24 protein-coding genes are annotated in these 26849 nt (G+C 59.7%); 13 read left to right on the top strand and 11 right to left on the bottom strand.

Annotation, left to right across the window (positions count from 1 at the left end):
* Positions 1-150: 150 nt before the first annotated feature.
* Together BLO50_RS15465 and BLO50_RS15470 are read right to left on the bottom strand one after the other, a co-directional pair.
* On the bottom strand, positions 151-366 hold the full coding sequence (locus BLO50_RS15465; protein ID WP_090254497.1) for a dodecin: 216 nt from the start codon (positions 364-366) through the stop codon (positions 151-153).
* A gap of 110 nt (positions 367-476) precedes the next feature.
* Entirely contained in the window at positions 477-1364 is an 888-nt protein-coding gene (locus BLO50_RS15470; RefSeq protein WP_090254499.1) for a LysR family transcriptional regulator, read from the bottom strand.
* Between the two features lie 134 nt (positions 1365-1498).
* Between BLO50_RS15470 and trpB the strand changes: the two genes are divergently transcribed.
* The 3 genes from trpB (at position 1499) to BLO50_RS15485 (ending at position 4391) form a co-directional block, all read left to right on the top strand.
* Entirely contained in the window at positions 1499-2710 is a 1212-nt protein-coding gene (trpB, locus tag BLO50_RS15475) for a tryptophan synthase subunit beta (RefSeq protein ID WP_090254501.1), read from the top strand.
* Positions 2707-3516, top strand: a complete 810-nt coding sequence (gene trpA / locus BLO50_RS15480; RefSeq protein ID WP_090254503.1) for a tryptophan synthase subunit alpha — start codon at positions 2707-2709, stop codon at positions 3514-3516. Before trpB ends, trpA begins: the two co-directional genes overlap by 4 nt.
* 242 nt (positions 3517-3758) lie before the next feature.
* Entirely contained in the window at positions 3759-4391 is a 633-nt protein-coding gene (locus tag BLO50_RS15485) for a TetR/AcrR family transcriptional regulator (protein WP_090254505.1), read from the top strand.
* A gap of 30 nt (positions 4392-4421) precedes the next feature.
* On the opposite strand, the gene argA is transcribed toward BLO50_RS15485, so the two are convergent.
* From argA to BLO50_RS15505, 4 genes are all read right to left on the bottom strand, one after another.
* Complete coding sequence (argA, locus tag BLO50_RS15490; RefSeq protein WP_090254507.1) at positions 4422-5720, bottom strand: amino-acid N-acetyltransferase; 1299 nt, start codon at positions 5718-5720, stop codon at positions 4422-4424.
* Between the two features lie 103 nt (positions 5721-5823).
* Positions 5824-7002 carry an acetylornithine deacetylase gene (gene argE / locus BLO50_RS15495; RefSeq protein WP_090254510.1) on the bottom strand — a complete coding sequence of 393 codons (1179 nt, stop codon included), beginning with the start codon at positions 7000-7002 and terminating at the stop codon, positions 5824-5826.
* 69 nt (positions 7003-7071) lie between these two features.
* Positions 7072-8337: an inorganic phosphate transporter gene (locus BLO50_RS15500; RefSeq protein ID WP_090254511.1), complete on the bottom strand. Its 1266-nt coding sequence runs from the start codon at positions 8335-8337 to the stop codon at positions 7072-7074.
* 39 nt (positions 8338-8376) lie between these two features.
* Positions 8377-9054, bottom strand: coding sequence for a TIGR00153 family protein (locus BLO50_RS15505; RefSeq protein ID WP_090254514.1), 678 nt, complete (start codon positions 9052-9054; stop codon positions 8377-8379).
* 112 nt (positions 9055-9166) lie between these two features.
* On the opposite strand from BLO50_RS15505, the gene BLO50_RS15510 reads away from it, so the two are divergent.
* A complete protein-coding gene (locus BLO50_RS15510; protein ID WP_090254516.1) occupies positions 9167-10531 on the top strand; it encodes a CYTH domain-containing protein in 1365 nt (454 codons plus the stop codon).
* Between the two features lie 62 nt (positions 10532-10593).
* Here BLO50_RS15510 and BLO50_RS15515 read toward each other — a convergent pair whose 3' ends face one another.
* Positions 10594-11652, bottom strand: coding sequence for an extracellular solute-binding protein (locus tag BLO50_RS15515; RefSeq protein ID WP_090254518.1), 1059 nt, complete (start codon positions 11650-11652; stop codon positions 10594-10596).
* Positions 11653-11816: 164 nt separating this feature from the next.
* Positions 11817-13193 (bottom strand): glutamine synthetase family protein, encoded by a 1377-nt coding sequence (locus BLO50_RS15520; protein ID WP_090254520.1) that lies wholly within the window; start codon positions 13191-13193, stop codon positions 11817-11819.
* Between the two features lie 276 nt (positions 13194-13469).
* On the opposite strand from BLO50_RS15520, the gene BLO50_RS15525 reads away from it, so the two are divergent.
* From BLO50_RS15525 to BLO50_RS15565, 9 genes are all read left to right on the top strand, one after another.
* Entirely contained in the window at positions 13470-14222 is a 753-nt protein-coding gene (locus BLO50_RS15525; protein WP_090254522.1) for a gamma-glutamyl-gamma-aminobutyrate hydrolase family protein, read from the top strand.
* Between the two features lie 43 nt (positions 14223-14265).
* The gene (locus tag BLO50_RS15530) at positions 14266-15624 is read left to right on the top strand and encodes a glutamine synthetase family protein (protein WP_090254525.1); all 1359 of its coding nucleotides are present in this window, start codon (positions 14266-14268) and stop codon (positions 15622-15624) included.
* Positions 15625-15721: 97 nt separating this feature from the next.
* Positions 15722-17095 (top strand): aspartate aminotransferase family protein, encoded by a 1374-nt coding sequence (locus BLO50_RS15535; protein WP_090254527.1) that lies wholly within the window; start codon positions 15722-15724, stop codon positions 17093-17095.
* Between the two features lie 158 nt (positions 17096-17253).
* Positions 17254-18351, top strand: coding sequence for an extracellular solute-binding protein (locus BLO50_RS15540; protein ID WP_090254529.1), 1098 nt, complete (start codon positions 17254-17256; stop codon positions 18349-18351).
* 68 nt (positions 18352-18419) lie between these two features.
* Entirely contained in the window at positions 18420-19511 is a 1092-nt protein-coding gene (locus BLO50_RS15545; protein WP_090254532.1) for a polyamine ABC transporter substrate-binding protein, read from the top strand.
* Positions 19512-19624: 113 nt separating this feature from the next.
* Positions 19625-20767 (top strand): polyamine ABC transporter ATP-binding protein, encoded by a 1143-nt coding sequence (gene potA, locus BLO50_RS15550; RefSeq protein ID WP_090254534.1) that lies wholly within the window; start codon positions 19625-19627, stop codon positions 20765-20767.
* Positions 20768-20793: 26 nt separating this feature from the next.
* Positions 20794-21675 (top strand): ABC transporter permease subunit, encoded by an 882-nt coding sequence (locus BLO50_RS15555; RefSeq protein ID WP_167147075.1) that lies wholly within the window; start codon positions 20794-20796, stop codon positions 21673-21675.
* The gene (locus tag BLO50_RS15560) at positions 21672-22565 is read left to right on the top strand and encodes an ABC transporter permease subunit (RefSeq protein WP_090254539.1); all 894 of its coding nucleotides are present in this window, start codon (positions 21672-21674) and stop codon (positions 22563-22565) included. Before BLO50_RS15555 ends, BLO50_RS15560 begins: the two co-directional genes overlap by 4 nt.
* Positions 22566-22708: 143 nt before the next feature.
* Entirely contained in the window at positions 22709-23647 is a 939-nt protein-coding gene (locus BLO50_RS15565) for a sensor domain-containing diguanylate cyclase (RefSeq protein WP_090254541.1), read from the top strand.
* Between the two features lie 16 nt (positions 23648-23663).
* On the opposite strand, the gene BLO50_RS15570 is transcribed toward BLO50_RS15565, so the two are convergent.
* The 3 genes from BLO50_RS15570 to BLO50_RS15580 all read right to left on the bottom strand — a co-directional run bounded on the left by BLO50_RS15570 (position 23664) and on the right by BLO50_RS15580 (position 26836).
* On the bottom strand, positions 23664-23915 hold the full coding sequence (locus BLO50_RS15570; protein ID WP_090254542.1) for a TIGR03643 family protein: 252 nt from the start codon (positions 23913-23915) through the stop codon (positions 23664-23666).
* Between the two features lie 72 nt (positions 23916-23987).
* Positions 23988-26186, bottom strand: a complete 2199-nt coding sequence (locus BLO50_RS15575; RefSeq protein ID WP_090254544.1) for an OsmC domain/YcaO domain-containing protein — start codon at positions 26184-26186, stop codon at positions 23988-23990.
* A gap of 176 nt (positions 26187-26362) precedes the next feature.
* Entirely contained in the window at positions 26363-26836 is a 474-nt protein-coding gene (locus tag BLO50_RS15580) for a hypothetical protein (RefSeq protein ID WP_090254546.1), read from the bottom strand.
* Positions 26837-26849 lie beyond the last annotated feature (13 nt).

The raw sequence follows: 26849 nt of genomic DNA on the forward strand, positions 1-26849 counted from the left end.
GGCTGCCTGTGGGTTATCCGTTCGTTCGGGCGCCACAAAGCGCCAATACCTGAGTTAGATAGTGGGGCTTATTCTGCAGATTCCAAGGGACAAGGTTCGTGGGGCGGTTACATCTGCGGCCATGTGTGGCATGACCGCATGCGTATGGACTCAGCTATTGCTCAGGCGGAAGCCGATTTTCAGGGTGACCTGGTAATGGCCGACCTTGCCATCCACGATGTGCCCGCGAGTTTCCACTACCTCGAACCAGTCCATGTTGCGCACCGACTTGGCGCATTCGGCCAGGGCATTTTCGATGGCATCTTCGATGCTGACTTTCGAGGAACCGACGATTTCGATTTTCTTGTAGGTGTGATGATCGGACATTGCAGCTCTCCCAGGTGGTTGAACAGGTGGGTCATCTAATTGAGTCCCACCCCTGAACGCTAAAGTTCAGATTAGTCGCACTTGGTCTGCCCGGTTGCCGGTGACGGCTGCTAACGCTCCAGTTCCTTGCGCAGCCACTGCGCCAGGCGTTCGGCGCGGTTATCGCGGCTGCGTATTGGCACCCAAAGCGCCAAGCGTGCGCTGGTTTCGACAAAGCCCCAGGGCGCGACCAGACGACCGGCGGTCAGATCATCGGCGACCAGTTGCTGCGGTGCGATGGCCACGCCGAGGCCTGCGGCGGCGGCTTCCAGCAAGTAATAAAGATGCTCGAAACCCTGGCCGAGCTTCAGCGCGCTGGAATCCAGCCCGTTACTGACGGCCCAGCTGGGCCAGGCTTGCGGGCGCGAGCTGGTGTGCAGCAAGGGCTCGCCGAGCAGGGCGGCGGCGGGGGCCTGATGCAGTGCCGCGAACTGCGCATAACGCGGGCTGAGCACCGGGCCGATGCGCTCGGCGGTCAGCTCGAACACCTGCATATCCGCCGGCCACGGCGGTTCGGCGAACCACAGCGTGGCGTCCACGCCGCTGCGGCGCGGGTCCAGGTCACCTTCGCTGGCGGACAGCTGCAGGCGCAGTTCTGGCAGCTCGCGGTTGAGCCGGTCTAGGCGCGGAATAAACCAGCGCGCCAACAGGCTGCCCGGGCAGGCCAGCACAAACGGCGCATCGGCCTGGCCCTGTTGCAGCTCGGCGCAGGTGCTGCGCAGGCGGCTGAACAGATCGGCGCTGACATCACGCAGACGAATGCCCGCATCTGTGAGTTTAAGGCCGCGACCTTCCTTGCTGAACAAGGCCACGCCCAGGTGCTCTTCCAGGCTGCGCACTTGCCGGCTGACTGCGCCATGAGTGACGTTCAGTTCGTTAGCTGCCTGGCTGACGCTGTTCAATCGGGCAGCCGCTTCGAAGGCGCGCAAGGCATTAAGTGGCGGGAGGTCTTGGACCATCTGTGAGTTTTCCTAACAGGTTGCGGCAATCTTATCGCTTTTGCCACGCACGCCACAGCTTTATCCTGTGTCCATTGCCGTAGAAGCAGGCCCATGGCCTGCCAAGCGCGCCCGAATTTTCTGAGGAGAACGCCATGACTTCCTTCCGCGCTGGTCCTGATGCCAACGGCCTGTTCGGCTCGTTCGGCGGCCAATATGTTGCCGAAACCCTAATGCCGCTGATCCACGACCTGGCCGATGAGTATGAGAAAGCCAAGCTCGACCCCGAGTTCCAGAAGGAGCTGGCCTACTTTCAGCGTGATTTCGTCGGCCGTCCGAGCCCGCTGTATTTCGCCGAGCGCCTGACCGAGATGTGCGGTGGCGCGAAGATCTACTTCAAGCGTGAAGAGCTGAACCACACCGGCGCGCACAAGATCAACAACTGCATCGGTCAGGTGCTGTTGGCCAAACGCATGGGCAAAAAACGCATCATCGCCGAGACTGGCGCCGGCATGCACGGTGTGGCGACTGCCACCGTCGCAGCGCGCTTCGGCATGGAGTGCGTGATCTTTATGGGCAGCACCGACATCCACCGGCAGAACGCCAACGTACTGCGCATGAAGCTGATGGGCGCCACCGTGGTGCCTGTAGTCGCCGGTACTGGCACCTTGAAAGATGCGATGAACGAAGCCCTGCGTGACTGGGTGACCAACGTCGACACCACCTTCTACATGATCGGCACCGTGGCCGGCCCGCACCCTTACCCGGCGATGGTCCGTGACTTCCAGGCCGTGATCGGCAAGGAAACCCGTGACCAGATGCTCGCTCAGGAAGGTCGCCTGCCGGACAGCTTGATCGCCTGCATCGGCGGTGGCTCGAATGCCATCGGCCTGTTCCACCCCTTCCTCGATGACAAAGACGTGAAAATCATCGGCGTGGAAGCAGCTGGCCATGGCATCGAAACCGGCAAACACGCGGCCAGCCTCAACGGCGGCGTACCGGGCGTGCTGCACGGCAACCGTACCTTCCTGCTGCAGAGTGACGATGGCCAGATCATCGACGCCCACTCGATTTCCGCCGGCCTCGATTACCCCGGCATCGGCCCGGAACACGCCTGGTTGCATGAAGTCGGCCGCGTCGAATACACCTCGGTGACCGACACCGAAGCCCTGGAAGCCTTCCACATCTGCTGCCGTCAGGAGGGCATCATCCCCGCTCTGGAAACCGCTCACGCCCTGGCGGAAGTGTTCAAGCGCGCGCCGAAGCTGCCCAAGGATCACCTGATGGTGATTAACCTTTCCGGCCGCGGCGACAAGGACATGCAAACCATCGTGCACCACATGGAACAACAGGAGAAGCACGCATGAGCCGCCTGCAAAGCCGCTTTGCCGAGCTGAAACAACAGAACCGCGCGGCCCTGGTGACCTTCGTCACCGGTGGCGACCCGAACTACGACACCTCGCTGGCCATCCTCAAGGGTCTGCCTGCCGCCGGCGCGGATGTGATTGAGCTGGGTATGCCCTTCACCGATCCAATGGCCGATGGCCCGGCGATACAACTGGCCAATATTCGCGCCTTGGACAACGGTCAGGACCTGGCGAAAACCCTGCAGATGGTTCGTGAGTTCCGCGAAGGCGAACAGGTGACCCCGCTGGTGCTGATGGGCTACTTCAACCCAATCCACAAATACGGCGTGGCGCGGTTTATTGCCGAAGCCAAAGACGCCGGCGTCGATGGCTTGATCGTGGTCGACCTGCCGCCCGAGCATAACGCTGACCTGTGCGACCCAGCGCAGGCGGCGGGCCTGGACTTTATCCGTCTGACCACACCGACCACCGACGACAAACGCCTGCCGAAAGTGCTGAACGGCAGCTCTGGCTTTGTCTACTACGTGTCGGTTGCCGGTGTGACCGGTGCCGGCTCAGCCACCCTGGACCACGTTGAACAAGCGGTCACCCGCCTGCGTCGTCACACTGACCTGCCGCTGTGCATCGGTTTTGGCATCCGCACCCCGGAGCATGCGGCGACCATCGCACGTCTGGCCGAAGGCGTGGTGGTCGGTTCGGCATTGATCGACCAGATCGCCAATGCCAGCAGCAACGAGCAGGCTGTAGACGGTGTGCTGAGCCTGTGTGCGGCGTTGGCTGAAGGGGTGCGCGGCGCGCGCGCCTGAGTCCTGGGGTGGGCGGAGCTCCTAGCGGACGCTCCACCCATCCACCGCTGCATCGGTGGATGAAAAAAGCGTTATCCACCCTTCTAACCCCGATCTACCTCGTATGGCTACCGCTCTGCCGGAGGTCATTCGCAGCATTTCTTGCCATGAAAAGCGTTCCCGGATTTTATCCGGGCTATGGGTTCGGTGTAGGGTAGGCGGCGAAATGTCATCCGCCCTATTTCCAAGCTCCGAGTCTCGCCATGTCACGCTCCCCTGTAGTTCGCAAACCCCGCGCCAGTAGCCAGAGTCGCATCGCCGGCATTCTGGCTGCTGCCCGTGAGTTGCTGGCCGAGCAGGGCGTGGCCAGCCTGTCGATCTACAGCGTGGCTGAGCGCGCGCAAATTCCGCCGTCTTCGGTGTACCACTTCTTCGCCAGTGTGCCCGCCTTACTGGAAGGGCTGACTGCGGATATCCACAGCGCGTTTCGCGCCTGCCTGCAGGAACCGATTGAACATGCGCAACTGCGCGACTGGCGTGACCTGTCGCGTTTAGTGGAGCAGCGCATGCTGGCGATCTATGCCGCCGATGCCGCCGCGCGCCAGTTGATTTTGGCGCAGCACGGCCTGGCGGAAGTGACCCAGGCGGATCGTCAGCACGATATCGAGCTGGGCCAGTTGATGCAGCAGTTGTTCGATCACCACTTCCCGCTGCCGCAGCTGCCGGAGGATGTCGATGTGTTCGCCCTGGCCATGGAGCTGGGCGACCGCGTGTATGCCCGCTCGGTGCAGCTGCACGGCGCCATCACCCCGCGCATGGCTGAGGAAGGCATGCGGGTGTTCGATGCCTATCTCAGTCTCTATCTGCCACCCCATCTACCAAAAAGGGCGCTCTAAGCGCTCTTTTCAATTTCCACCACAGCTCGTTCAGAGCGCCTTTTCAAACACCTGCGAGTTGCGCTGGTAGTTGTACAGCGAGGCGCGCGCAGCCGGCAGGCGGTCGACGCTGCTGGGCATAAAGCCGCGTTCGCGGAACCAGTGGGCGGTGCGCGTGGTGAGTACGAAGAGTGTTTTCAGGCCCTGGGCGCGGGCGCGTTCTTCGATGCGTTCGAGCAACTCATCCCCTCGTCCGCCATGGCGGTAGGCCGGGTTGACGGCCAGGCATGCCAGCTCGCCGAAATCCGAGTCGGCAATCTGGTACAGCGCGGCGCAGGCGATGATCAGCCCTTCACGTTCGACGATGCTGAACTGCTCGATCTCACGCTCCAGCACCTCGCGTGAGCGGCGCACCAGAATGCCCTGGTCTTCCAGCGGGGTGATCAGCTCCATCAGCCCGCCAACATCCTCGATTGTCGCTTCGCGCAGCGATTCAAACTGCTCCTGCGCCACCAGAGTGCCGTTGCCGGTGCGGGTAAACAGCTCGCTAAGCAATGCCCCGTCTTCCGCATAACTGACGATATGGCTGCGGCGTACTCCGGCTTTGCAGGCTTCGGCGGCGGCATCCAGCAGTTCAGCCTGGTAGCTGCTGCCCAGGCGCAGCAGGTGCGCGGGCACCTGCTGCGGGCGCAGTTCACGCACCAGCTTGCCGGCTTCGTCGAGCAGGCCGCACTCGGCGCCGAACAGCAGCAGCTTGTCGGCGTCCAGGTCGATGGCGGCGCGGGTGGCGACGTCTTCGCAGGCGAGGTTGAAGATCTCCCCGGTAGGCGAATAACCCAGTGGCGACAGCAACACGATGCTGCGCTCATCCAGCTGGCGATTGATGCCTTTGCGGTCGATGCGACGCACTTCGCCGGTGTGGTGATAGTCGACGCCATCGACTACGCCAATCGGCCGCGCAGTGACGAAGTTGCCGCTGGTGATGCGCAGGCGCGAGCCCTGCATCGGCGAGCGCGCCATGTCCATCGACAGGCGTGCCTCAATGGCGATGCGCAGCTGGCCGACGGCATCGATCACGCATTCCAGGGTCGGGCTGTCGGTGATCCGCAGGTCGCGGTGAAAGCGTGGAGTCAGACCGTTGTTGGCCAGGCGTGCCTCGATTTGCGGGCGCGAGCCATGCACCAGTACCAGGCGTACGCCGAGGCTGTGCAGCAGCACCAGGTCGTGGACGATATTGCCGAAATTCGGGTGAGCAACACCCTCGCCCGGCAGCATCACCACAAAGGTGCAGTCGCGGTGGGCATTGATATAGGGCGAAGCGTGGCGGAGCCAGTTGACGTGGTCGTGCATTGCTTGAAGAACCTGTGTCGAATACGGAACGCATGGGAAGGGCGCAAGGTCGCGCCAGGCGGCAGCCGAGAGCAGCGGTTTTATCGTCGCAGTTGGGGCAGCTTCACGCGTTCTCTCCTCCGGATGACTCAGGTTGTTTGGCTTGTAGGCAGTAATGTTCGATCAGTTGCTGCAGCAGACGCACAGTAGGCTGCAAACGTGACATTTCCAGGTACTCGCCAGGCTGGTGGGCGCAGTCGATATCGCCAGGGCCGAGTACCAGGGTTTCGCAGCCAAGCTGCTGAAGATAAGGCGCTTCGGTGGCAAATGCCACCGCTGTGGCGCTGTGTCCGGTCAGGCGCTCGGCAATGCGCACCAGCTCACTGTCGGCGTTTTGCTCGAAGGGCGGCACGCTGGGGAACAGCGGGGCGAAATCGATCTTCACCTGATGCTGCTCAGCCAGCGGTTGCAGCTTGTGCCGGATTGCCGCGCGCAGGGCTTCTGGCTGCATGCCCGGCAGCGGGCGCAGGTCGAATTCCAGCGAGCACTGACCACAGATGCGGTTGGGGTTGTCGCCGCCGTGGATGCAGCCGAAGTTCAGGGTCGGCGTGGGCACGCTGAATTGCGGATTGTTGTACTCGCGCTGCCACTGCGCACGCAGGCCGCGCAGCTCGATCATCACGTCCTGCATGGCTTCCAGGGCGCTGTGGCCGAGGCTCGGGTCGGAAGAGTGGCCGCTTTGCCCAAGAATATCGATGCGCTCCATCATAATGCCCTTGTGCAGGCGGATGGGCTTGAGGCCGGTCGGCTCGCCGATCACTGCCGCACGGCCCAGCGGCTGTCCGGCTTGCGCCAGGGCGCGGGCCCCGGACATCGAGCTTTCTTCATCGCAGGTGGCGAGAATCAGCAGCGGCTGTTGGAAACGCTGCGTCAGCAAGGGTTGCACGGCTTCGATGATCAGGGCGAAAAAGCCCTTCATGTCGCAACTGCCGAGGCCCACCCAGCGGCCATCGATTTCGGTGAGCTTGAGCGGATCGGTCTGCCACAGTGCGGCGTCGAATGGCACAGTGTCGCTGTGCCCGGCCAGCACCAGGCCGCCTGGGCCGCTGCCATAGCTGGCAAGCAGATTGAATTTGCCGTGGGCGACTTGCTGCACATCGCAGGCGAAACCGAGGTCGCCGAGCCAGCTTGCTAGCAGCTCAATAACGGCGCGGTTGGACTGGTCCCAATGCGCCTGCGTGCAGCTCACCGATGGAGCGGCGATCAGGGCGGCGAATTGGTCTTTGAAAGAAGGCAGGGGCATCGGTCATCTCCGCAAGCGAGGCCCATCATAGGGCCATCGCCTGCGCAGATAAAACCGTGCAGCGGGTATTTAGAGGAAGATACCGCGCATGATGAAGAAGAAGAAAATCGATAGTGCCGCGCCCGCTGGCAGGGTGATGATCCACGACATAAAGATCGAACCGATCACGCCCAGATTCAGCGCGCCGATACCGCGTGCGATACCAATGCCCAATACCGCACCGACCAGGGTGTGGGTGGTAGACACCGGTAAGCCGATGGCCGATGCGCCGACCACGGTAGAGGCGGTGGCCAGTTCAGCAGCAAAACCGCGGCTTGGAGTCAGCTCGGTGATTTCCTTGCCGATGGTCGCGATCACCTTGTAGCCGTAGGTGGCCAGACCGATCACGATACCTACAGCGCCGAGCAGCAATACCCAGCCAGGTACGGCAGACTTCGAGCCGATAGTCAGGTCGCCGCCGGATTGGATGACCCCGACAATTGCCGCCAGTGGGCCGACTGCGTTGGCCACATCGTTGGCGCCGTGAGCGAAGGCCATGGCGCAGGCGGTAAAGACCATCAATACGGCGAAGACTTTCTCCACACTGGCGTAGTGGAAGTCTTTGTCAGCTTCTTCATCGACTGTGATCCGGCTGAGCAGAGCGATACCCAGCAGCATCACCAGTACGCCAACGCCGGCAGCCAGCATCAGATTCTGGTTGCTGTTGAGCTCCAGGCCGATGTGCTTGAGGCCTTTCGTCAGGGTCATGATCGCGACCATAAAACCGGTCAGGAACATATACAGCGGCACGAAGCGCTTGGCATTCAGGAAGGGATTATCGGTATTGATGATCAGCTTCTGCACGCTCATAAACAGGCCGAACGCGACTAGGCCCGAGAGCACAGGAGTCACTACCCAGCTGGCCACGATTGGGCCGACGGCAGCCCACTGCACGGCTTCCATCGATACACCAACGGCAGCAAAGCCAATCACCGCGCCGACAATCGAGTGCGTGGTGGAGACAGGCCAGCCACGGCTGGTGGCAATCAGTAGCCAGGTGCCGGCCGCCAGCAGCGCGGACATCATGCCCAGTACCATCAGGTCAGGCGTGATCGCTTCGGCATCAACAATACCGTTCTTGATGGTTTCGGTTACCTCACCGCCGGCCAGATAGGCCCCGCAGAATTCGAAAACCATGGCGATACAGATCGCCTGTTTGATGGTTAGGGCTTTGGAGCCCACCGAGGTACCCATGGCGTTGGCCACGTCATTGGCGCCCACGCCCCAGGCCATGAAAAAGCCAAAAAGACAGGCGAGCACCAAGAGAAGGAGACCGTAGTCCGCAATCAGAGACATAAATAATTAATCCGTAGATTCCAGAAAGGACACTGGCGCTTAGCGCGCCAGCAGTTGTTCCAGTCGGTTGCCGACACGTTCGGCACGGTCGGCTACGTCGCCGATCCATTCGATGATCTTGTAGAGAAACATCACATCGACAGCAGGAAGGTCCTTTTCCAGTTTGAACAGTGCACGGCGGACGTCGATCTGCATCTTGTCTGTGTCACGTTCGATCTGTTCCAGCTCCATGACCATGGATTCGACCAGCGCCGCTTCACGGCCACCAAAGCCGGTTTCCAGCAGCTCGTCGAGCTCGTTCATGGCTTTCAGCGCTTGTGCGCTGGCATCTACAGTACGCTGCACAAAGGCCCGCATCAGCGGCTGCAGAGCCTGTGGAATGGCCATTTCGCGGCCCAGCATAAGGCCGGCGATGTCCTTGGCGCGGTTGGCGACTTTGTCCTGTACACTCAGCAGCTCAAGCAGATCCGAGCGCGGTACGGGCAGGAACAGGCTCTTGGGCAGGTGCAAACGCACGCTTTTCTTGAGCTTGTCGGCCTCATGTTCGAGGCTGGCCATTTCCTGTTGTACCTGTTCCACCTTGGCCCAATCTTCAACCATCACGGCTTCGAAGAAAGGCACAAGATTGGCTGCGCACTCGTGGGCTTTAGCAAAGTGTTTTTGCATCGGCCCAATCGGTGAACGGCCAAACAGGCTGGCAAATGGATTGACTGGCATAGGGTGAACCCCGGCGTTAAGAAGGCGGCAAGTATACGGATCAGTCCGCAGGCTCGCCAGCGCATGTAATCGGACTGTCACAATTTCATAGTAGGCGTTGATTCCCACCATCATGAACAAAGAAACCGAAATCAAACTGCGGGTTAGCCGTGAAACCCTGGCCGCCCTGCGTGATCACCCGTTGCTGAAGAAGCGCAACAAGAGTGGTTGGGAGCAGCGCGAACTGTTCAATCAGTACTTCGATACCCCCGAGCGTGACCTCGCGGCGGCCAAGGTCGCCCTGCGCGTGCGCCGTGACGGCGAGCAGTTTATCCAGACCCTGAAAACCCGCGGGCAGAGCGTGGCCGGTTTGTCCGAGCGCAATGAGTGGGACTGGAACCTGGCCAAGGCCAAGCTGGACCTGAAAAAACTTGATGACAGCTGCTGGCCGGCGGCCTTGGCCGACCTGGACAAGAAACAGCTGATGCCGATCTTCACCACGGACTTTATCCGTGAGAAGGCGGAAATCGCCTGGGGTCGCGGCAAAGCCAAGGTGGTGATCGAAGCCGCACTGGACCTAGGCAAGGTGATTGCCGGCGAAGGCGAAGAGGAAATCTGCGAGCTGGAGCTTGAGCTGCGCCAAGGTGAGCCTGAGGCATTGCTGGAGCTGGCCGCTGAGTTGGCGGCCGACTTGGCGCTGATGCCCTGCGATATCAGCAAGGCCGAGCGCGGTTATCGCCTGTTCGATGCCGGCAGCTATAGCCTGAATCTGCCGGCGCCGTGCCTGACTGCGCAAACCAGTCTGGATGACAGCGTTGCGGCACTGGCCTGGCACCTCCTGGGCAGCAGCCAACGCCTGGCCGAACAGTACCGCTTCAATGGCCACTGGCGTTTGCTGGCGGATTGGCTGGAGCAACTGATCGGTCTGCGTGCATTGCTCGGCAGTCTGGGCCAGGCGGCGCCGCGCGCCAGCAGTCATGCGCTGCGCGAGCTATTGGATGCCCTGTTGTTGGAGTGGCGCCCACGTGTTCTGGCCGGGCAGGACAATGACAGTCTGCGCAAGAATGCACCGGCGTTGTTCGCTGCCGAGTTGCAGGGTAATCGCTGGGGGCTGTTTTCGCTGAACCTATCGCGCTGGTTGTTGGCGCGCAGCTGGACGGTGGAGCGTAACAACCGGGGCAATCGTCAGGGCGCAGCGCCCTTGGGCAACTGGCTGCCGACTCTGGTTGCGGATGAAGGCGAGGCCTTGCAGCTGCGGCGTTATGTGCAGCAGCCGGAAGACCTTGCCGAGCAGCTGCCACGTATCGAGCGCCTGCTGGTTTGGTTGCACCTGGCGCGTGGTGTGCTGGAGGTGCCAGAGGTCGATCGCCTGTATGGCGAGCTCAACAAGTTGGTGGAGCTGGCCAATCAGTCCATCGATCCGGACGTGCTAGAGGCGCGCAAGGCGCAGCTGCTGACCATTGGTTCGCTGAAAGCCTGGCGTCAGCTGGTCAAGTAACGGCCGCGTTGCTGTCGGCTTTTTCAGGAGCCCGGATCATCCCCGGGCTCTTTTCGCATCACTCAACTGCCATCCCGAAAGCGCGTCCACATGGCGTCGCGCGTTGCGCTGTGCTTTTCTGGCAGGGTTTCCAGCGGATGCAAGCGGCGTTTGGTGTCGCGGTCCGGGTAGAGGTCGGGCTGGTTGCGCAGGGCTTCGTCAAGAAACTCGCGCGAATCAGCATTGCCACTGGGGTACAGGGTTTCGGCGGTGATCAGTGCCGCCACCTTGGGCTGCATCAGGTAATCGATAAAGCGATGCGCCAGGTCGACGCGCGTGGCGCTGCTGGGAATCACCAGGTTGTCGATAAACAGGATCGAGCCTTCATCCGGCACTAAAAAGCGCACGGGCTGCCCGGCATCCGCGGCGGCCAGGGCATCACCGACCCAGGCCATGGCCACACATAACTTGCCCTGGTTGAGATCCTCGATATAGCGCTCGCTGTCGACGTAGCGCAGGTTCGGCCGCAAACCATCCAAGACACGGCTGGAACGTTCGATACGGCTCGGCGCGCTGCGCGCCAGGCTGCGGCCCTGATAGTTGAGTAGCAGGGTCAGGGTCTCGTCAGGAGCGTCCAGCACACTGATGCCGCAACTGGCGAGGCGCGCACTTTGCTCCGCATCAAATAGCAGGCTCCAGCTATTGGGCAGTGGGCCGCCAAAGGCTGCTTCGGCCTGCGGCGTGTTGATCGCCAGCCCGACCGCGCCCCATAGGTAGGGCACTGCATGGCGATTGGCGGGGTCGAGGGCGACCAGGGTGCTGAGTAGCTGCTTGTCGAGGTGTTTGCGGTTGGGCAGCAGGCTGAAATCCAGCGGTTGCAGGGTGCCGTTCTTGATCATCGCTGGCAGGGCGTCGTGCGACGGCACGGCAACATCAATGGCTTCACCGGTTGCCAGCACCGCCGCCAACTCTTCAGCGGTGCTGTAGGTGTGGTAGTCGACGCGGATGCCGGTTTCGGCCTCGAAGTCTTTCAGCACCTGCGGTGCGATGTAGTCGTTCCAGTTGTAGACGCGAATCACCTCTTCGGCGCTGGCCAGCATAGGCGTCAGGGCAAGTAGCAATGCGGCAAACAGGCGAGGCATGGAGGTCTCCTGAGTAGGGTGATGTCGCGTCAGCTGAAACGCGCGGCGCAACCTGCCCGTCATCACGCCGGGGCGTGAATAAGCGGCAGGGCTGCGCAACGCGCGGAATAAAATGGCCAGGGCCATAAAAAACGCCGGCTCAATGGCCGGCGTTGGGTGTTGCATCAAACCGTGTGCAAGTACCAGTTGTATTCGAGGTCGGAGATCGAGTTTTCAAACTCGGCCAACTCGCTTTCCTTACAGGCGACGAAGATGTCGATGTATTTCGGGTCGATGTAGCGGGCCAGCACTTCACTGTCGTCCAGCTCGCGCAGAGCATCGCGCAGGTTATTCGGCAGGCTCTGCTCGTTCTGCTCGTAGGAGTTGCCTTCTACGGGGGCGTTTGGCTCGATCTTGTTGGTCAAGCCATGGTGAACGCCCGCCAGCACGGCTGACATCAGCAGGTACGGGTTGGCATCGGCACCGGCAACGCGATGTTCGATGCGCACCGCGTCGGCTGTGTCGTTCGGCACACGCAAGGCCACCGTACGGTTGTCAATGCCCCAGCACGGTGAGTTCGGCACGTAGTACTGCGCGCCGAAACGACGGTAGGAGTTGACGTTCGGGCAGAGGAAGGCCATTGACGCTGGCATGGTTTCCAATACGCCGCCGATGGCATGGCGCAAGGCGTCATTCTGCTCGGGGTCATCGCAGGCGAAGATATTGTTGCCCTGCTTGTCGAGAATCGAAATGTGCACATGCAGACCGTTACCCGCCTGGTTGGGGTACGGTTTGGCCATGAAGGTGGTGTCCATCTCATGGTCGTAAGCGATGTTTTTCACCAGGCGCTTGAGCAGCAGCGCGTGGTCGCAGGCCTTGATCGGGTCTGCCACGTGGTGCAGGTTCACTTCGAACTGCGCCGGGGCGCTTTCCTTGACGATGGCGTCAGCAGGGATGCCCTGCTCTTTGGCGCCTTCAAGGATGTCCTGCAGGCACTCGGCGTATTCGTCGAGGTCGTCAATCAGGTACACCTGGGTCGACTGTGGACGCTTGCCTGACAGCGGAGACAGCGGTGGCTGCGGCCGGCCGTTCACGTTGGCTTGGTCGATCAGGTAGAACTCAAGTTCAAAGGCTGCGCAAATCGTAAGGCCCAGTTCGTCGAACTTCGCCACCACCTGACGCAACACTTCCCGTGGGTCGGCAAAGAACGGCTCGCCTTCCATTTCGTGCATGGTCATCAACAGTTGCGCAGTTGGGCGCTTCTGCCAAGGCTCATTGCTCAGGGTGTTGGGGATGGGAAAGCAGACCCGGTCAGCGTCACCGATATCCAGACCCAGGCCAGTGCTTTCCACTGTTGAGCCGTTGATATCGAGGGCGAATAGGGACGCCGGGAGATTAATGCCGCGCTCGTAAACCTTATGCAGGCTCGCACGCTCGATACGCTTGCCGCGCACCACACCATTCATATCTGCGATCAGAAGGTCGACGAACAGGACCTCAGGATGTTTCTTAAGGAACGCGTTCGCTTCGTTAAGCTGAACGGCACGCGGGGGTACCGACATGATGCAACACCTTTTTTGTTAAAAATATCAATCATGCAACTGCACAGGTGTGAGTCAATCTTAAACACCTGGTGCTGTCAAGAGAGGCGCATTTTGCCCCAAAAGGGTGCTTTATGGCCAGTTTTAGGGCATTACAGGGCAGTGCAGCCCTCCTCAAAGCCTTGCCTGCCGGGGTGCTCAGTCGGGTGTGTTCAATTTTTTACATGACTATTGTGAAAAAAAATGAACAAGGCTAAGCTCGGTCGAAACCCATAACAGCAATAAAACGGGTGTCTCATGTCGCGCCAGCCGATTATCGGCGTTAGTGCCTGCACCAAGCAGATCGGGCACAACATCTACCACACCGCAGGCGATAAATACTTGCAGGCCATCGTACAGGTGGTTGGCGGTATGCCAGTGATCATTCCTGCACTGGGTGAGCAACTGGATCAGGCTTACCTGCTGCAGCACCTCGATGGCCTGGTTTTTACCGGCTCGCCATCCAACGTCGAACCGCACCACTACGCTGGCGACGCCAGCGAACCCGGCACAGCCCATGACCCGGCGCGTGACAGTACAACCCTTCCCTTGATTAAAGCAGCAATTGCCGCCGGTATCCCGGTGCTCGGCATTTGCCGTGGCTTTCAGGAGATGAATGTGGCCTTCGGTGGCGCGCTGCACCAGCGTGTACACGAGGTTGCTGGGCTTATGGATCACCGCGAGCCGAGTGACCTGCCCGCAGAACAGCAATATGGCCTGCGTCACGCGCTGCATGTGCAGCCGGGCGGGCTGCTCGCCGGCATCGGCTTGTCGGACGAGATTCAAGTCAATTCCATTCATGGCCAGGGCGTTCAGCGTCTGGCGCCGGGCCTTCGCGTAGAAGCACTGGCGCCTGACGGGTTGATCGAAGCCTTCTCCGTCGAAGGTGCCAAAAGCTTCGCATTGGGGGTGCAATGGCACCCTGAATGGCAGGTACGATCCAACCCGAATTATCTCGCCATCTTCCAGGCCTTTGGTGAGGCTTGCAGGAAGACGGCGGGGCAACGCTGAGCCGACTATATATAAGTCGGCTCTAACCAACCCTGAGGTCTCTATGAGCACCAAATTAGACCAGCTCTCGAGCTGGCTGAAAGAACGCAAAATCACCGAAGTTGAATGCCTGATCAGCGATCTTACCGGCATTGCCCGTGGCAAGATTTCGCCGACCAACAAGTTCCTCGACGAGAAGGGCATGCGCCTCCCCGAGAGTGTGCTGCTGCAGACCGTAACCGGCGACTACGTCGAGGACGACATCTATTACGACCTGCTCGACGAAGCGGACATCGATATGTTCTGCCGCCCGGACGAGAACGCCGTATTCCTCGTGCCCTGGGCCATTGAGCCGACTGCGATGGTGATTCACGACACCTTTGATAAGCAGGGCAACCCGATCGAGCTGTCGCCGCGCAACATTCTCAAGAATGTGCTCAAGCTCTACGCGGACAAGGGCTGGAAGCCAATCGTCGCGCCGGAAATGGAGTTCTACCTGACCAAGCGCAACAGTGACCCGGACTTCCCTCTGGTCGCGCCGATGGGCCGTTCCGGGCGTCCGGAAGTGGGCCGTCAGTCGTTTTCCATCGATGCCGCTAACGAATTCGATCCGCTGTTTGAAGACGTCTACGACTGGTGTGAAATCCAAGGCCTGGACCTCGACACGCTGATTCACGAAGACGGCCCGGCGCAGATGGAAATCAACTTCCGTCATGGCGAGGCCCTGCACCTGGCCGACCAGATCACCGTGTTTAAGCGCACCATGCGTGAAGCGGCGCTCAAGCACGATGTGGCCGCGACCTTTATGGCCAAGCCGATCACTGATCAGCCAGGCAGCGCGATGCACATCCACCAGAGCGTGGTTGACATCAAAACCGGCAAGAATCTGTTCTCCAACCCGGATGGCAGCATGAGCGAACTGTTCATGCTGCACATCGGTGGCCTGCAGAAATACATCCCCGAGCTGCTGCCGCTGTTCGCACCTAACGTCAACTCGTTCCGCCGCTTCCTGCCGGATACCTCGGCGCCGGTGAACGTCGAGTGGGGCGAAGAGAACCGTACCGTGGGCCTGCGCGTACCGGAAGCCACGCCGCAGAACCGTCGCGTGGAAAACCGTCTGGCCGGTGCCGACGCCAACCCTTATCTGGTGCTGGCGGCTTCGCTGCTGTGTGGCTACATGGGCATGGTCGGCGACTTCAAGCCAAGCGCGCCGGTCAAAGGCCGCGCTTATGAGCGCCGTAACCTGCGCCTGCCGATCACCATCGAGCACGCGCTGGAACGTATGGAAGCCTGTAAGGATGCAGAGAAGTTCCTGGGTGAAAAATTCATGCGCGGCTACGTCGCGGTGAAGCGCGCCGAGCACGAAAACTACAAGCGGGTCATCAGCTCCTGGGAACGTGAGTTCCTGCTGCTGTCGGTGTAACCCTCAGGCGGCTGGCGTGGGTGATCCCTGTGCAAGCCGCCACCAAGAATTTTCTGAGGCTGCGGCAATACGCAGCCTGTGTAATCAAGGTGTTGTTATGAACAGTCAAGTGACCAACCCGAAAACCCGCGAGTGGCAGGCCATGAGCCGCGAACACCACCTCGCGCCGTTCAGCGATTTCAAACAGCTGGCGGAAAATGGGCCGCGCATCATCACCAAGGCCGACGGGGTGTACCTGTGGGACAGCGAGGGCAACAAAATCCTCGATGCCATGGCCGGGCTCTGGTGTGTGGCGATTGGTTATGGTCGCAAGGAACTGGCAGACGCGGCTGCGAAACAGATGCAAGAGCTGCCCTACTACAACATGTTCTTCCAGACCGCCACGCCGCCCGCGCTGGAGCTGGCCAAGGCGATTTCTGAGCTGGCTCCGGCCGGCATGAACCACGTGTTCTTTACCGGTTCAGGTTCGGAAGGCAACGACACCATGCTGCGGATGGTGCGCCATTACTGGGCGATCAAGGGGCAGCCAAACAAGAAGGTCATTATCAGCCGGGTTAACGGTTACCACGGCTCCACCGTGGCTGGCGCTAGCCTGGGCGGCATGAAGTACATGCATGAGCAGGGCGACCTGCCGATTCCGGGCATCGTGCACATCCCGCAGCCGTACTGGTTCGGTGAAGGCGGCGATATGAGCCCCGAAGCGTTCGGCATCTGGGCCGCTGACCGGCTGGAGCAGAAGATCCTCGAAGTCGGCGAAGAGAATGTCGCCGCCTTTATTGCCGAGCCGATCCAGGGCGCGGGCGGCGTGATCATCCCGCCGGACAGCTACTGGCCGCGTATCCGCGAGATCCTCGCCAAGTACGACATTCTGTTTGTTGCCGATGAAGTGATCTGCGGTTTTGGCCGTACCGGCGAGTGGTTCGGTAGCGATTACTTCGGTAATACGCCGCACATGATGACCATCGCCAAAGGCCTGACCAGTGGCTACATCCCCATGGGCGGGCTGATCGTGCGCGACGATATCGTCGAGGTACTCAACCAGGGCGGTGACTTCAACCACGGCTTCACTTATTCCGGGCACCCGGTTGCGGCGGCTGTGGCGCTGGAAAACCTGCGCATTCTGCGCGAAGAAAAGATTGTTGAGCGCGTCAAGGCAGAAACGGCACCGTATTTGCAAAAGCGTTTGCGTGAACTGGCTGATCACCCGCTGGTGGGTGAAGTGCGTGGCGTTGGCATGTTGGGCGCCATTGAGTTGGTGCAGGACAAGGCCAGCCGTCAACGTTTTGCCGGAGATGTCGGCGTTGGCATGATCTGCCGCGGTCACTGCTTTAATAACGGGCTGATCATGCGCGCCGTGGGCGACACCATGATCATCTCGCCGCCGCTGGTAATCAGCCACGCGGAAATCGACGAACTGGTTGAAAAGGCCCGTAAATGCCTCGACCTGACTGCCGCAGAGGTGCTGGTTTAAGGTTCAATTACCTTTGGTTTCAGATGCTTACGTCTGAAAGTTGTCAACGGGTGGTGACCTTGCCAGACTGCGCCAATGCGTAGCTCAGGCTCACCGGAAGGTGCTGCAGATGGCTGCGCATCTTCCGGAAAACGACTACAACAACAGGAGCTGTACGCATGAACACATTCGGCAAAACCCTTCTCGCGTTGTCCCTTGCTGGGGCCGTAGTGAGTGCCGCACACGCGGATGACAAGGTCCTGCACGTTTACAACTGGTCCGACTACATCGCAGAAGACACCCTCGACAACTTCCAGAAGGAAACCGGTATCAAGGTCGTCTACGACGTCTTTGACAGCAACGAAACCCTGGAAGCCAAACTGCTGGCCGGCAGCTCCGGTTACGACATCGTGGTACCGTCCAACCCATTCCTGGCCAAGCAGATCAAGGCCGGTGTGTTCCAGAAGCTGGATAAGTCCAAGCTGCCAAACTGGGAAAACCTCGACAAGAGCCTGCTCAAGGCCCTCGACCCAAGCGATCCGGGCAATCAGTACTCGATCCCTTACATGTGGGGCACCATCGGCATCGGTTACAACGTCGACAAGGTTAAAGCGGCCCTGGGCGAAGACGCACCGGTCAATTCCTGGGACCTGGTGTTCAAACCAGAAAACATCGCCAAGCTGAAAGACTGCGGTGTGTCCTTCCTCGATTCACCGACCGAAATCCTCCCTGCTGCCCTCAACTACCTGGGCTTCAAATCCGATAGCACCAATGCTGCCGAGCTGAAGAAAGCCGAAGAACTGTTCCTTTCGATCCGTTCCTCGACCTCCTACTTCCACAGCTCCAAGTACATCGGTGACCTGGCCAACGGCAACATCTGTGTGGCCATCGGCTACTCGGGCGACCTGTACCAGTCCAAGTCCCGTGCTGAAGAAGCCAAGAACGGCGTGAACATCTCCTACAGCATCCCGAAAGAAGGTGCTGGTAGCTTCTTCGACATGATGGCCATCCCGGCTGATGCGAAAAACGTCGAAGCCGCTCACGTGTTCCTCAACTACCTGATGAAGCCAGACGTGATGGCCAACATCACCAACTTCGTGCAGTTCCCGAACGGCAACGCGGCGGCCACCCCGCTGGTTGACGAAGTGCTGCGCAACGACCCGGGCATTTACCCGGACGCGGCCACCATGGCCAAGATCTACACCTTCCCGGATCTGCCAGCTAACGCGCAACGCGCGATGAACCGCAGCTGGACCAAGATCAAATCGGGTAAGTAATGCCATAGCCCTAACGGTGTGCGGCGGGTTGCTCCGCCGCATTCACCCACAACAATAAGGAAGCTTCTATGCGTCGTACCCCACTTCTGGCTGGCCTGCTGGCCGCCGCCGTCAGCATCAGCGCCGTGCAAGCCGCTGAACCCGTAGTCAATGTCTACAACTGGTCTGACTACATCGGCGAAACCACCCTGGCCGACTTCCAGAAGGCTACTGGCATCAAAGCCATGTATGACGTGTTCGACTCCAATGAAACCCTGGAAGGCAAACTGCTGGCGGGCCGTTCCGGCTACGACATCGTGGTGCCGTCCAACCATTTCCTCGGCAAGCAGATCAAGGCGGGCGCGTTCCAGAAGCTCGACCGCAGTCTGCTGCCGAACTGGCAGAATCTTGATCCCGCGCTGCTCAAGCAGCTGGAGGTCAACGATCCTGGCAACCTGTATTCGGTGCCGTACCTGTGGGGCACCAATGGCATTGGCTATAACGTGGCCAAGGTCAAAGAAGTACTCGGCGTCGACGAGATCGACTCCTGGTCCATGCTCTTCGAGCCAGAGAACCTGAAGAAGCTCAACGCCTGCGGCGTGGCCTTCATGGATTCGCCCGACGAGATGTTCCCGGCCGTCCTTAACTACCTGGGCCTTGACCCACGCAGCACCAATGCTGAGGACTATCAGAAAGCCGAAGCCAAGCTGATGGCCGTGCGTCCTTACGTCACCTACTTCCATTCCTCGAAGTACATTGGCGACCTGGCCAACGGCGACATCTGTGTAGCGTTCGGTTATTCCGGCGATGTATTCCAAGCAGCGGCGCGCGCTGAAGAAGCCGGTAAAGGCATCGAGATTGCCTACAGTATTCCCAAGGAAGGCGCCAACCTGTGGTTCGACCTGATGGCCATTCCGACCGATGCGAAGAACGTCAAGGAAGCGCATGCCTTCATCAACTACTTGCTGGACCCTGCGGTGATCGCCAAGGTCAGTGACTATGTGGGTTACGCCAACCCGAACCTCAAGGCGGGCGAACTGATGGACCAGGAAGTGCGTAATGATCCGTCGGTCTATCCAGCGCAAGCCGTGTTGGACCGTCTCTATATCTCTGCTGAGCTGCCTCCGAAGATCCAGCGTGCGATGACGCGCGCCTGGTCGAAGATCAAGTCAGGCCAGTAAGCGGAAGCTGAAACACAGCGTACGGCAGGCTTTGCCTGACCGTACGGCCCGCTGCGTGATGCGCGGCAGATTTTATTCGGGTCCACGACCCATTATTTGCGGGAGTTTTGGTAATGGCAGTTGCTTCCAGTGCCTATAAAAAGGTTCTCGAGGGTGATCAGCAACCGAAAGAGGTGCTGGTCAAGATCGAGCGCGTAACCAAGAAATTTGATGAAACCATCGCCGTTGATGACGTTTCGCTGACCATCAACAAAGGCGAAATCTTCGCCCTGCTCGGCGGCTCCGGCTCGGGTAAATCGACCCTGCTGCGCATGCTCGCCGGCTTCGAGCGACCGACAGAAGGGCGCATCATTCTGGACGGTGTCGACATCACCGACCTGCCGCCCTACGAGCGGCCAATCAACATGATGTTCCAGTCCTACGCGCTGTTCCCGCACATGAGCGTGGCTGACAACATCGCCTTCGGTCTCAAGCAGGACAAACTGCCTAAGGCTGAAATCGACGCCCGCGTCGACGAGATGCTCAAACTGGTGCACATGACCCAGTACGCCAAGCGCAAGCCGCACCAATTGTCTGGTGGTCAACGTCAGCGTGTGGCTCTGGCCCGTTCGCTGGCCAAGCGCCCGAAACTGTTGCTGCTCGACGAACCTATGGGTGCTTTGGACAAGAAGCTGCGCTCGCAGATGCAGCTTGAGCTTGTCGAGATCATCGAGCGCGTCGGCGTAACCTGCGTCATGGTGACCCACGACCAGGAAGAGGCCATGACCATGGCCCAGCGCATTGCCATCATGCACCTGGGCTGGATCGCCCAAATCGGCAGCCCGGTGGACATCTACGAAACCCCGACCAGCCGCCTGGTCTGCGAATTTATCGGCAACGTCAACCTGTTCGAAGGCCAGGTGGTCGAGGACATGGAAGGCCATGCACTGATCGCCAGCCCGGATCTGGAACGCAACATCTACGTTGGCCACGGCGTCAGCACCTCGGTGCAGGATAAGAGCATCACCTACGCGATTCGTCCGGAGAAGTTGATCGTCACCACCGAGCAACCGACCTGCGAATACAACTGGTCGCGCGGCACCGTGCATGACATCGCCTACCTCGGCGGCCACTCGGTATTCCACGTGCTGCTGCCAAGCGGCAAAGTGGTGCAATCCTTCGTTGCCAACGCCGAGCGGCGTGGCGCCCGACCTACCTGGGACGATGAAGTGTTCGTCTGGTGGGAGGACGATAGCGGGGTGGCATTGCGCTCATGAACATTATCCGAAGCATCAGCCGCCGTATGCCCAAGGGCCGGCACCTGGTTATCGGGGTGCCGTTCCTCTGGCTGTTCCTGTTCTTTATGTTGCCGTTCTTCATTGTTCTGAAGATCAGCTTCGCCGAAGCCGACGTGGCCATCCCGCCGTACACCGACGTGTACACCTGGGTGGAAAACAAATTCACCCTGGTACTCAACCTGGGTAACTACATCTTCCTCAGCGAAGATGCGTTGTACCTGGCTGCTTACCTAGGCTCCCTGAAAATGGCTGCGGTCAGCACCTTGTTGTGTTTGGTCATCGGCTTCCCGATGGCGTATGCGATTGCCCGCGCCGACAAGGACAAGCAGATGGTCCTGTTGCTGCTGATCATGATGCCGACCTGGACGGCCATCCTGATCCGCGTGTACGCCTGGATGGGTATTCTCAGCAACAACGGCCTGCTCAATGGTTTCCTGATGTGGTTGGGGTTGATCAACGAGCCACTGCAGATCCTCAACACCAATCTGGCGGTGTACATCGGTATCGTTTATTCGTACCTACCCTTCATGATTCTGCCGTTGTTCGCCAACCTGGTGAAACACGACCAGAGCTTGTTGGAAGCGGCCGCGGATCTGGGTTCGAGCACCTATAACAGCTTCTGGAAAATCACCGTGCCGTTGGCCAAGAACGGCATCATCGCCGGCTGCATGCTGGTGTTTATCCCGGTGGTGGGTGAGTTCGTGATTCCGGAACTGCTGGGCGGCCCTGAAACCCTGATGATTGGTAAGGTGCTGTGGCAAGAGTTCTTCAACAACCGCGACTGGCCTGTAGCCTCTGCCTTGGCGGTGGTGATGCTGGCGATCCTGATCGTGCCCATCATCCTGTTTAACCGTAACCAAGCGAAAGAGATGGAGGGTCGACCATGAAGCGTTTCAGTTTCTCCAACTTCATGCTGTGGGCCGGCCTGACCTTTATCTACCTGCCCATGCTGATTCTGGTCATCTACTCGTTCAACGCCTCGCGGCTGGTAACGGTGTGGGGCGGCTGGTCGCTGAAGTGGTACATGGGGCTGCTGGACAACACCCAGCTGATGAACTCGGTCATGCGCTCGTTGGAAATCGCCTGCTACACCGCGATTGCCGCCGTAGCGCTGGGCACCATGGCCGCCTTCGTGCTGACCCGCGTCACCCGCTTCAAGGGTCGCACGCTGTTCGGTGGCCTGGTCACCGCGCCGCTGGTAATGCCTGAGGTGATCACCGGTCTGTCGCTGTTGCTGCTGTTCGTGGCGATGGCCCAGCTGATCGGCTGGCCTGCCGAGCGTGGCGTGCTGACCATCTGGATCGCCCACACCACCTTCTGTTCTGCCTATGTGGCCGTGGTGGTGTCGTCGCGCTTGCGTGAGCTGGACCTGTCCATCGAAGAGGCGGCCATGGACCTGGGCGCCAAACCGTGGAAGGTGTTCTTCCTGATCACCATCCCGATGATTGCGCCTTCGTTGGCGGCCGGCGGCATGATGTCCTTCGCCCTGTCGCTGGACGATCTGGTACTCGCCAGCTTCGTTTCCGGGCCGGGTTCGACCACCCTGCCGATGGAAGTCTTCTCTGCCGTGCGTCTGGGCGTGAAGCCGGAAATCAACGCCGTGGCCAGCCTGATCCTGCTGGCGGTGTCCTTCGCCACCTTCCTGGTGTGGTTCTTCGCCCACCGTGCCGAAGAGAAGCGCAAGAAGGCCCTGCAGCAGGCGATGGATGAAACCACCGGTGCCGCGTTGATGAACGGCCCCGACAGCCGTCGTGACCCATCCCAGGTGCATGCCTGATCGCACCTCGGAGTAACCCACAAGGGCCGCATTAGCGGCCCTTGTGCATTCTGCGGCAGCACTGACCAGTCAGTCCGGCCAGTATTGCGCCGCCCGCTGATCTTGGTTAAAACCTCAGCCATCAGCCGTCCGGATTGCCTGCCATGACCGACTCGAACAGCACCGAAAGCGCGGTGTACAAGACCCTGCTGGAGTCGACCAAGGCCATCCCCTGGAAGATCGACTGGGCCAGCATGACCTTCGCCTATATCGGCCCGCAGATCGAAACCCTGCTCGGTTGGCCGCAGGCCAGTTGGGTCAGTGCCAACGACTGGGCAGAGCGTATGCATCCTGAAGACCGCGACAGCGTTGTGGCCTTTTGTGTGTCGCAGTCCCAGGCGGGCACCGACCATGAGGCCGACTACCGCGCCCTGACCCGAGATGGCGGTTATGTGTGGATTCGCGATGTGGTGCATGTGCTGCGTAATGACGCGGGTGAGGTCGAGTCGCTGATTGGCTTTATGTTCGACATCAGCGAGCGTAAGCAGACCGAACAGCAGCTGCAGCAATTGCAGCAACAGTTGGAAGAGCTGTCATACCTCGACGGCCTCACCGGCGTGGCCAACCGACGCATGTTCGACAGCCGCTTACAGGTGGAGTGGAGCAACGCGCAGCGCACCGGTCAGCCGCTGTCACTGATCCTGCTGGATATCGACTACTTCAAGGAATACAACGATCACTACGGGCATATCCAGGGCGATGATTGCCTGAAAGGCGTTGCTCGGGCCTTGAGCGCCGCCGCTGTGCGCCCGCGTGACCTGATGGCCCGCTATGGCGGTGAGGAGTTTGTTCTGCTGCTGCCGGAAACCGATGCCCAGGCGGCTGCCCAGGTTGCCGAGCGCTGCCGCCAGCTGATTCATGAGCAGCAGATTCACCACGCGCATTCGCGCGTCAGTGCATGGCTGACCCTGAGCCTCGGTGTAGGCACCCTGACACCGGGCCCGGTCGACGCGCCCCAGGCCTTCCTCGAACAGGTTGATCGCCTGCTCTACAAGGCCAAGCACGCTGGGCGTAACCAGGCCATGCTGGCCGCGGCCCCTTAAGGCGGCTGGTTAGGCGTTAACGCGGCTTGTATTGGCTTGGGCAATACGCCCGTGACACCTGCGGGTCACGCAGCTGCAGGTGCTTGGTCTGCCGACCACTGACCCGTTCACGCCATAGCTTGAAGCTGCTCGGTTTGAGGTGGCGCCGCATCAAGGCGATCACCTGCGCTTCGGGCAGGCCAAACTGCACCTCAATGGCCTCGAATGGGGTGCGATCTTCCCAGGCCATCTCGATCACCCGTGACACCTCATCTGCTGATTGCAGCATCTTGCACCTCAATCCGTCTGAGCACGTCGGGCAGCTCCGCGAGCTGCGCCACCTTGCAGGTTATTCAAGCTGTCAGCCCTGCACTGCCTGGGCCCGCGCGGCATGCAGCTTCTTGTAGCTTTCGATCAAGCGCAGGTGACGGTCCAGCCCTTCCAGCTGCATATTGGTCGGCGTCAGGCCGTAGAAGCGCACGCTGCCATCCAGCGAGCCGAGTACCGCGTCGATGCGCTCATTGCCAAACATGCGGCGGAAGTTCGGTTCGAAGTCGCTCATCTCCAGCTCATCGTCCAGCTGCACTTCCAGCGCGGCATTCAGCGCCTGATAGAACAGGCCGCGCTCGACGGTGTTGTCGTTGTACTGCAGGAAGGTCTCTGTCAGCTCCTTGGCGTCGTCGTACTTCTTCAGTGCCAGGTGGATCAGCAGCTTCAACTCAAGAATGGTCAGCTGGCCCCACACCGTGTTGTCGTCGAACTCGACCCCGATCAGCGTGGTGATGTCGGTGTAATCGTCGACATCAGTGTTCTCCAGATTGCGCAGCAGGGATTTCAAGCCGCGATCATTCAGGCTGTGCAGGTTGAGGATGTCCGCGCGGAACAGCAGCGCTTTGTTGGTGTTGTCCCAGATCAGGTCCTCAACCGGGTAAATCTCGGAATAGCCTGGCACCAGGATGCGGCAGGCCGTGGCGCCCAGGTGTTCGTACACCGCCATATAGGCTTCTTTGCCCATGGCCTCGAGAATACCGAACAGGGTCGCGGCTTCCTCGGCGTTGGCCTGTTCGCCTTCGCTGGAGAAGTCCCACTCGACGAATTCGTAATCGGCTTTAGCGCTGAAGAAGCGCCACGACACCACGCCGCTGGAGTCGATGAAATGCTCGACGAAGTTATTCGGCTCCATCAGCGCCTGGCTTTCAAAGGTCGGCGGCGGCAGATCATTCAGGCCCTCGAAGCTACGGCCCTGCAGCAATTCAGTCAGGCTGCGCTCCAGCGCCACTTCAAAGCTTGGGTGCGCGCCGAACGAGGCGAATACGCCGCCAGTGCGTGGGTTCATCAGGGTCACACACATCACCGGGAATTCGCCGCCCAGGGAAGCGTCCTTCACCAATACCGGGAAGCCCTGAGCTTCGAGGCCCTGAATACCGGCGACGATGGCCGGATACTTGGCCAACACCTCGGCTGGCACGTCGGGCAGGCACAGCTCACCTTCGAGGATTTCGCGTTTAACTGCACGCTCGAAAATCTCCGACAGGCACTGCACCTGCGCCTCAGCAAGGGTGTTGCCGGCGCTCATGCCGTTGCTCAGGAACAGGTTCTCGATCAGGTTGGACGGGAAGTACACCACCTCGCCATCGGACTGACGTACAAACGGCAGCGAGCAGATGCCGCGCAGCGTATTGCCCGAGTTGGTGTCGTACAGGTGCGAGCCGCGCAGCTCGTCGTCCGGGTTGTAAATCGCCAGGCAGTAATCGTCGAGAATCTCCGCTGGCAACGCATCCTTGGGCCCCGGTTTGAACCAGCGCTCGTCCGGGTAATGCACGAACGCCGCATTGGCGATCTCCTCGCCCCAGAACTGATCGTTGTAGAAGAAGTTACAGTTCAGCCGCTCGATAAACTCGCCCAGCGCCGACGCCAGTGCGCCTTCCTTGGTCGCGCCTTTGCCGTTGGTAAAACACATCGGCGAATGCGCATCGCGGATATGCAGCGACCACACGTTGGGCACGATATTGCGCCACGAGGCGATCTCAATCTTCATGCCGAGCTTGGCCATGATGCCCGACATATTGGCGATGGTTTCTTCCAGCGGCAGGTCCTTGCCGAGGATGCGCGTGCCTTCACCGGCCGTCAGCGCTGGGATCAACAATGCCTGGGCATCGGCATCGAGGTTTTCCACTTCCTCGATCACGAACTCTGGCCCGGCCTGCACCACCTTCTTCACCGTGCAACGGTCGATGGAGCGCAGAATGCCCAGGCGATCCTTCTCGGAGATATCTGCCGGCAACTCGACCTGAATCTTGAAGATCTGCTGGTAGCGGTTTTCCGGGTCAACGATGTTGTTCTGCGACAGGCGGATGTTGTCGGTGGGGATGTTGCGTGTATCGCAATACAGCTTCACAAAGTAAGCGGCACACAGCGCCGAGGAGGCCAGGAAGTAATCAAACGGCCCCGGCGCCGAGCCATCGCCCTTGTAGCGGATGGGCTGGTCAGCCACCACCGTGAAGTCATCGAACTTGGCTTCAAGTCGGAGGTTGTCGAGAAACTTGACCTTGATTTCCATGCGGGATTACCAGAATACGGACTAAACGAATGGCGGTCATTATCCGGGTTTTCGGCGGGAAGTGGTGGTGGCTGCAGCCTGCACTGCTGATCGGTCAGGCATGCAGCCCCATACGTTTGCTCAATGGCTGAGCTTTAAATCATCTCATTGAGGCGGTGAAGGGTTTGATGCAGTTTTTAGCGGTGATACCACGTGGCGTTTTTGATTTTGCCTACCGGCGTGTATTTCTTAAGAATCTCAGCCATTTTCGCTAAATTTTCATACCCTTCAAAGCGTAGGTTGCTGAAAGAGCGTGTGGTCAGCAGCAGCGATTTGACATTGCCTTTAATGCTCTGAACTCGAAGACTTTCGATATCCGCTAGCGGGATGCTCACAACAGAGCCTTTGTGCGATATTTCGAGTTTCTGTTGGGATTCAAGGATTTCTACATCGGGGTATGAAGTATCTTTATTTTTTAAGCCTCGATACGCGTGCGGTAAATGTTTAGCAAGAAAGAATATGCCGATTACAGCGATGACCTTGTTTGATAAGTCGTCACTGTTCGTTAGCATGAATATAAACACTGCTATTAAAGCAAAGACAAATATCGTGGCGTAAATAGTCTTTCGCTTTTCTTGCTGTTTGTATTTTTCAGATGCGCTAAATTTCATTGTCTTCGCGGGT

This window comes from Pseudomonas peli (assembly GCF_900099645.1).
In the GTDB taxonomy this organism is placed as follows: Bacteria; Pseudomonadota; Gammaproteobacteria; order Pseudomonadales; family Pseudomonadaceae; genus Aquipseudomonas; species Aquipseudomonas peli.

Excerpts from the sequence above, each read along its gene's own strand:
- BLO50_RS15510 (WP_090254516.1), top strand. The coding sequence starts at position 9,167 with ATGAACAAAGAAACCGAAATCAAACTGCGGGTTAGCCGTGAAACCCTG.
- trpA (WP_090254503.1), top strand. The coding sequence starts at position 2,707 with ATGAGCCGCCTGCAAAGCCGCTTTGCCGAGCTGAAACAACAGAACCGC.
- BLO50_RS15530 (WP_090254525.1), top strand. The coding sequence starts at position 14,266 with ATGAGCACCAAATTAGACCAGCTCTCGAGCTGGCTGAAAGAACGCAAA.
- BLO50_RS15535 (WP_090254527.1), top strand. The coding sequence starts at position 15,722 with ATGAACAGTCAAGTGACCAACCCGAAAACCCGCGAGTGGCAGGCCATG.
- BLO50_RS15575 (WP_090254544.1), bottom strand. The coding sequence starts at position 26,186 with ATGGAAATCAAGGTCAAGTTTCTCGACAACCTCCGACTTGAAGCCAAG.
- BLO50_RS15470 (WP_090254499.1), bottom strand. The coding sequence starts at position 1,364 with ATGGTCCAAGACCTCCCGCCACTTAATGCCTTGCGCGCCTTCGAAGCG.
- argE (WP_090254510.1), bottom strand. The coding sequence starts at position 7,002 with ATGCCCCTGCCTTCTTTCAAAGACCAATTCGCCGCCCTGATCGCCGCT.
- BLO50_RS15485 (WP_090254505.1), top strand. The coding sequence starts at position 3,759 with ATGTCACGCTCCCCTGTAGTTCGCAAACCCCGCGCCAGTAGCCAGAGT.
- BLO50_RS15465 (WP_090254497.1), bottom strand. The coding sequence starts at position 366 with ATGTCCGATCATCACACCTACAAGAAAATCGAAATCGTCGGTTCCTCG.
- potA (WP_090254534.1), top strand. The coding sequence starts at position 19,625 with ATGGCAGTTGCTTCCAGTGCCTATAAAAAGGTTCTCGAGGGTGATCAG.
- BLO50_RS15555 (WP_167147075.1), top strand. The coding sequence starts at position 20,794 with ATGCCCAAGGGCCGGCACCTGGTTATCGGGGTGCCGTTCCTCTGGCTG.
- BLO50_RS15580 (WP_090254546.1), bottom strand. The coding sequence starts at position 26,836 with ATGAAATTTAGCGCATCTGAAAAATACAAACAGCAAGAAAAGCGAAAG.
- BLO50_RS15565 (WP_090254541.1), top strand. The coding sequence starts at position 22,709 with ATGACCGACTCGAACAGCACCGAAAGCGCGGTGTACAAGACCCTGCTG.
- BLO50_RS15515 (WP_090254518.1), bottom strand. The coding sequence starts at position 11,652 with ATGCCTCGCCTGTTTGCCGCATTGCTACTTGCCCTGACGCCTATGCTG.
- BLO50_RS15500 (WP_090254511.1), bottom strand. The coding sequence starts at position 8,337 with ATGTCTCTGATTGCGGACTACGGTCTCCTTCTCTTGGTGCTCGCCTGT.
- BLO50_RS15520 (WP_090254520.1), bottom strand. The coding sequence starts at position 13,193 with ATGTCGGTACCCCCGCGTGCCGTTCAGCTTAACGAAGCGAACGCGTTC.
- BLO50_RS15570 (WP_090254542.1), bottom strand. The coding sequence starts at position 23,915 with ATGCTGCAATCAGCAGATGAGGTGTCACGGGTGATCGAGATGGCCTGG.
- BLO50_RS15545 (WP_090254532.1), top strand. The coding sequence starts at position 18,420 with ATGCGTCGTACCCCACTTCTGGCTGGCCTGCTGGCCGCCGCCGTCAGC.
- BLO50_RS15525 (WP_090254522.1), top strand. The coding sequence starts at position 13,470 with ATGTCGCGCCAGCCGATTATCGGCGTTAGTGCCTGCACCAAGCAGATC.
- trpB (WP_090254501.1), top strand. The coding sequence starts at position 1,499 with ATGACTTCCTTCCGCGCTGGTCCTGATGCCAACGGCCTGTTCGGCTCG.
- BLO50_RS15540 (WP_090254529.1), top strand. The coding sequence starts at position 17,254 with ATGAACACATTCGGCAAAACCCTTCTCGCGTTGTCCCTTGCTGGGGCC.
- BLO50_RS15505 (WP_090254514.1), bottom strand. The coding sequence starts at position 9,054 with ATGCCAGTCAATCCATTTGCCAGCCTGTTTGGCCGTTCACCGATTGGG.
- argA (WP_090254507.1), bottom strand. The coding sequence starts at position 5,720 with ATGCACGACCACGTCAACTGGCTCCGCCACGCTTCGCCCTATATCAAT.
- BLO50_RS15560 (WP_090254539.1), top strand. The coding sequence starts at position 21,672 with ATGAAGCGTTTCAGTTTCTCCAACTTCATGCTGTGGGCCGGCCTGACC.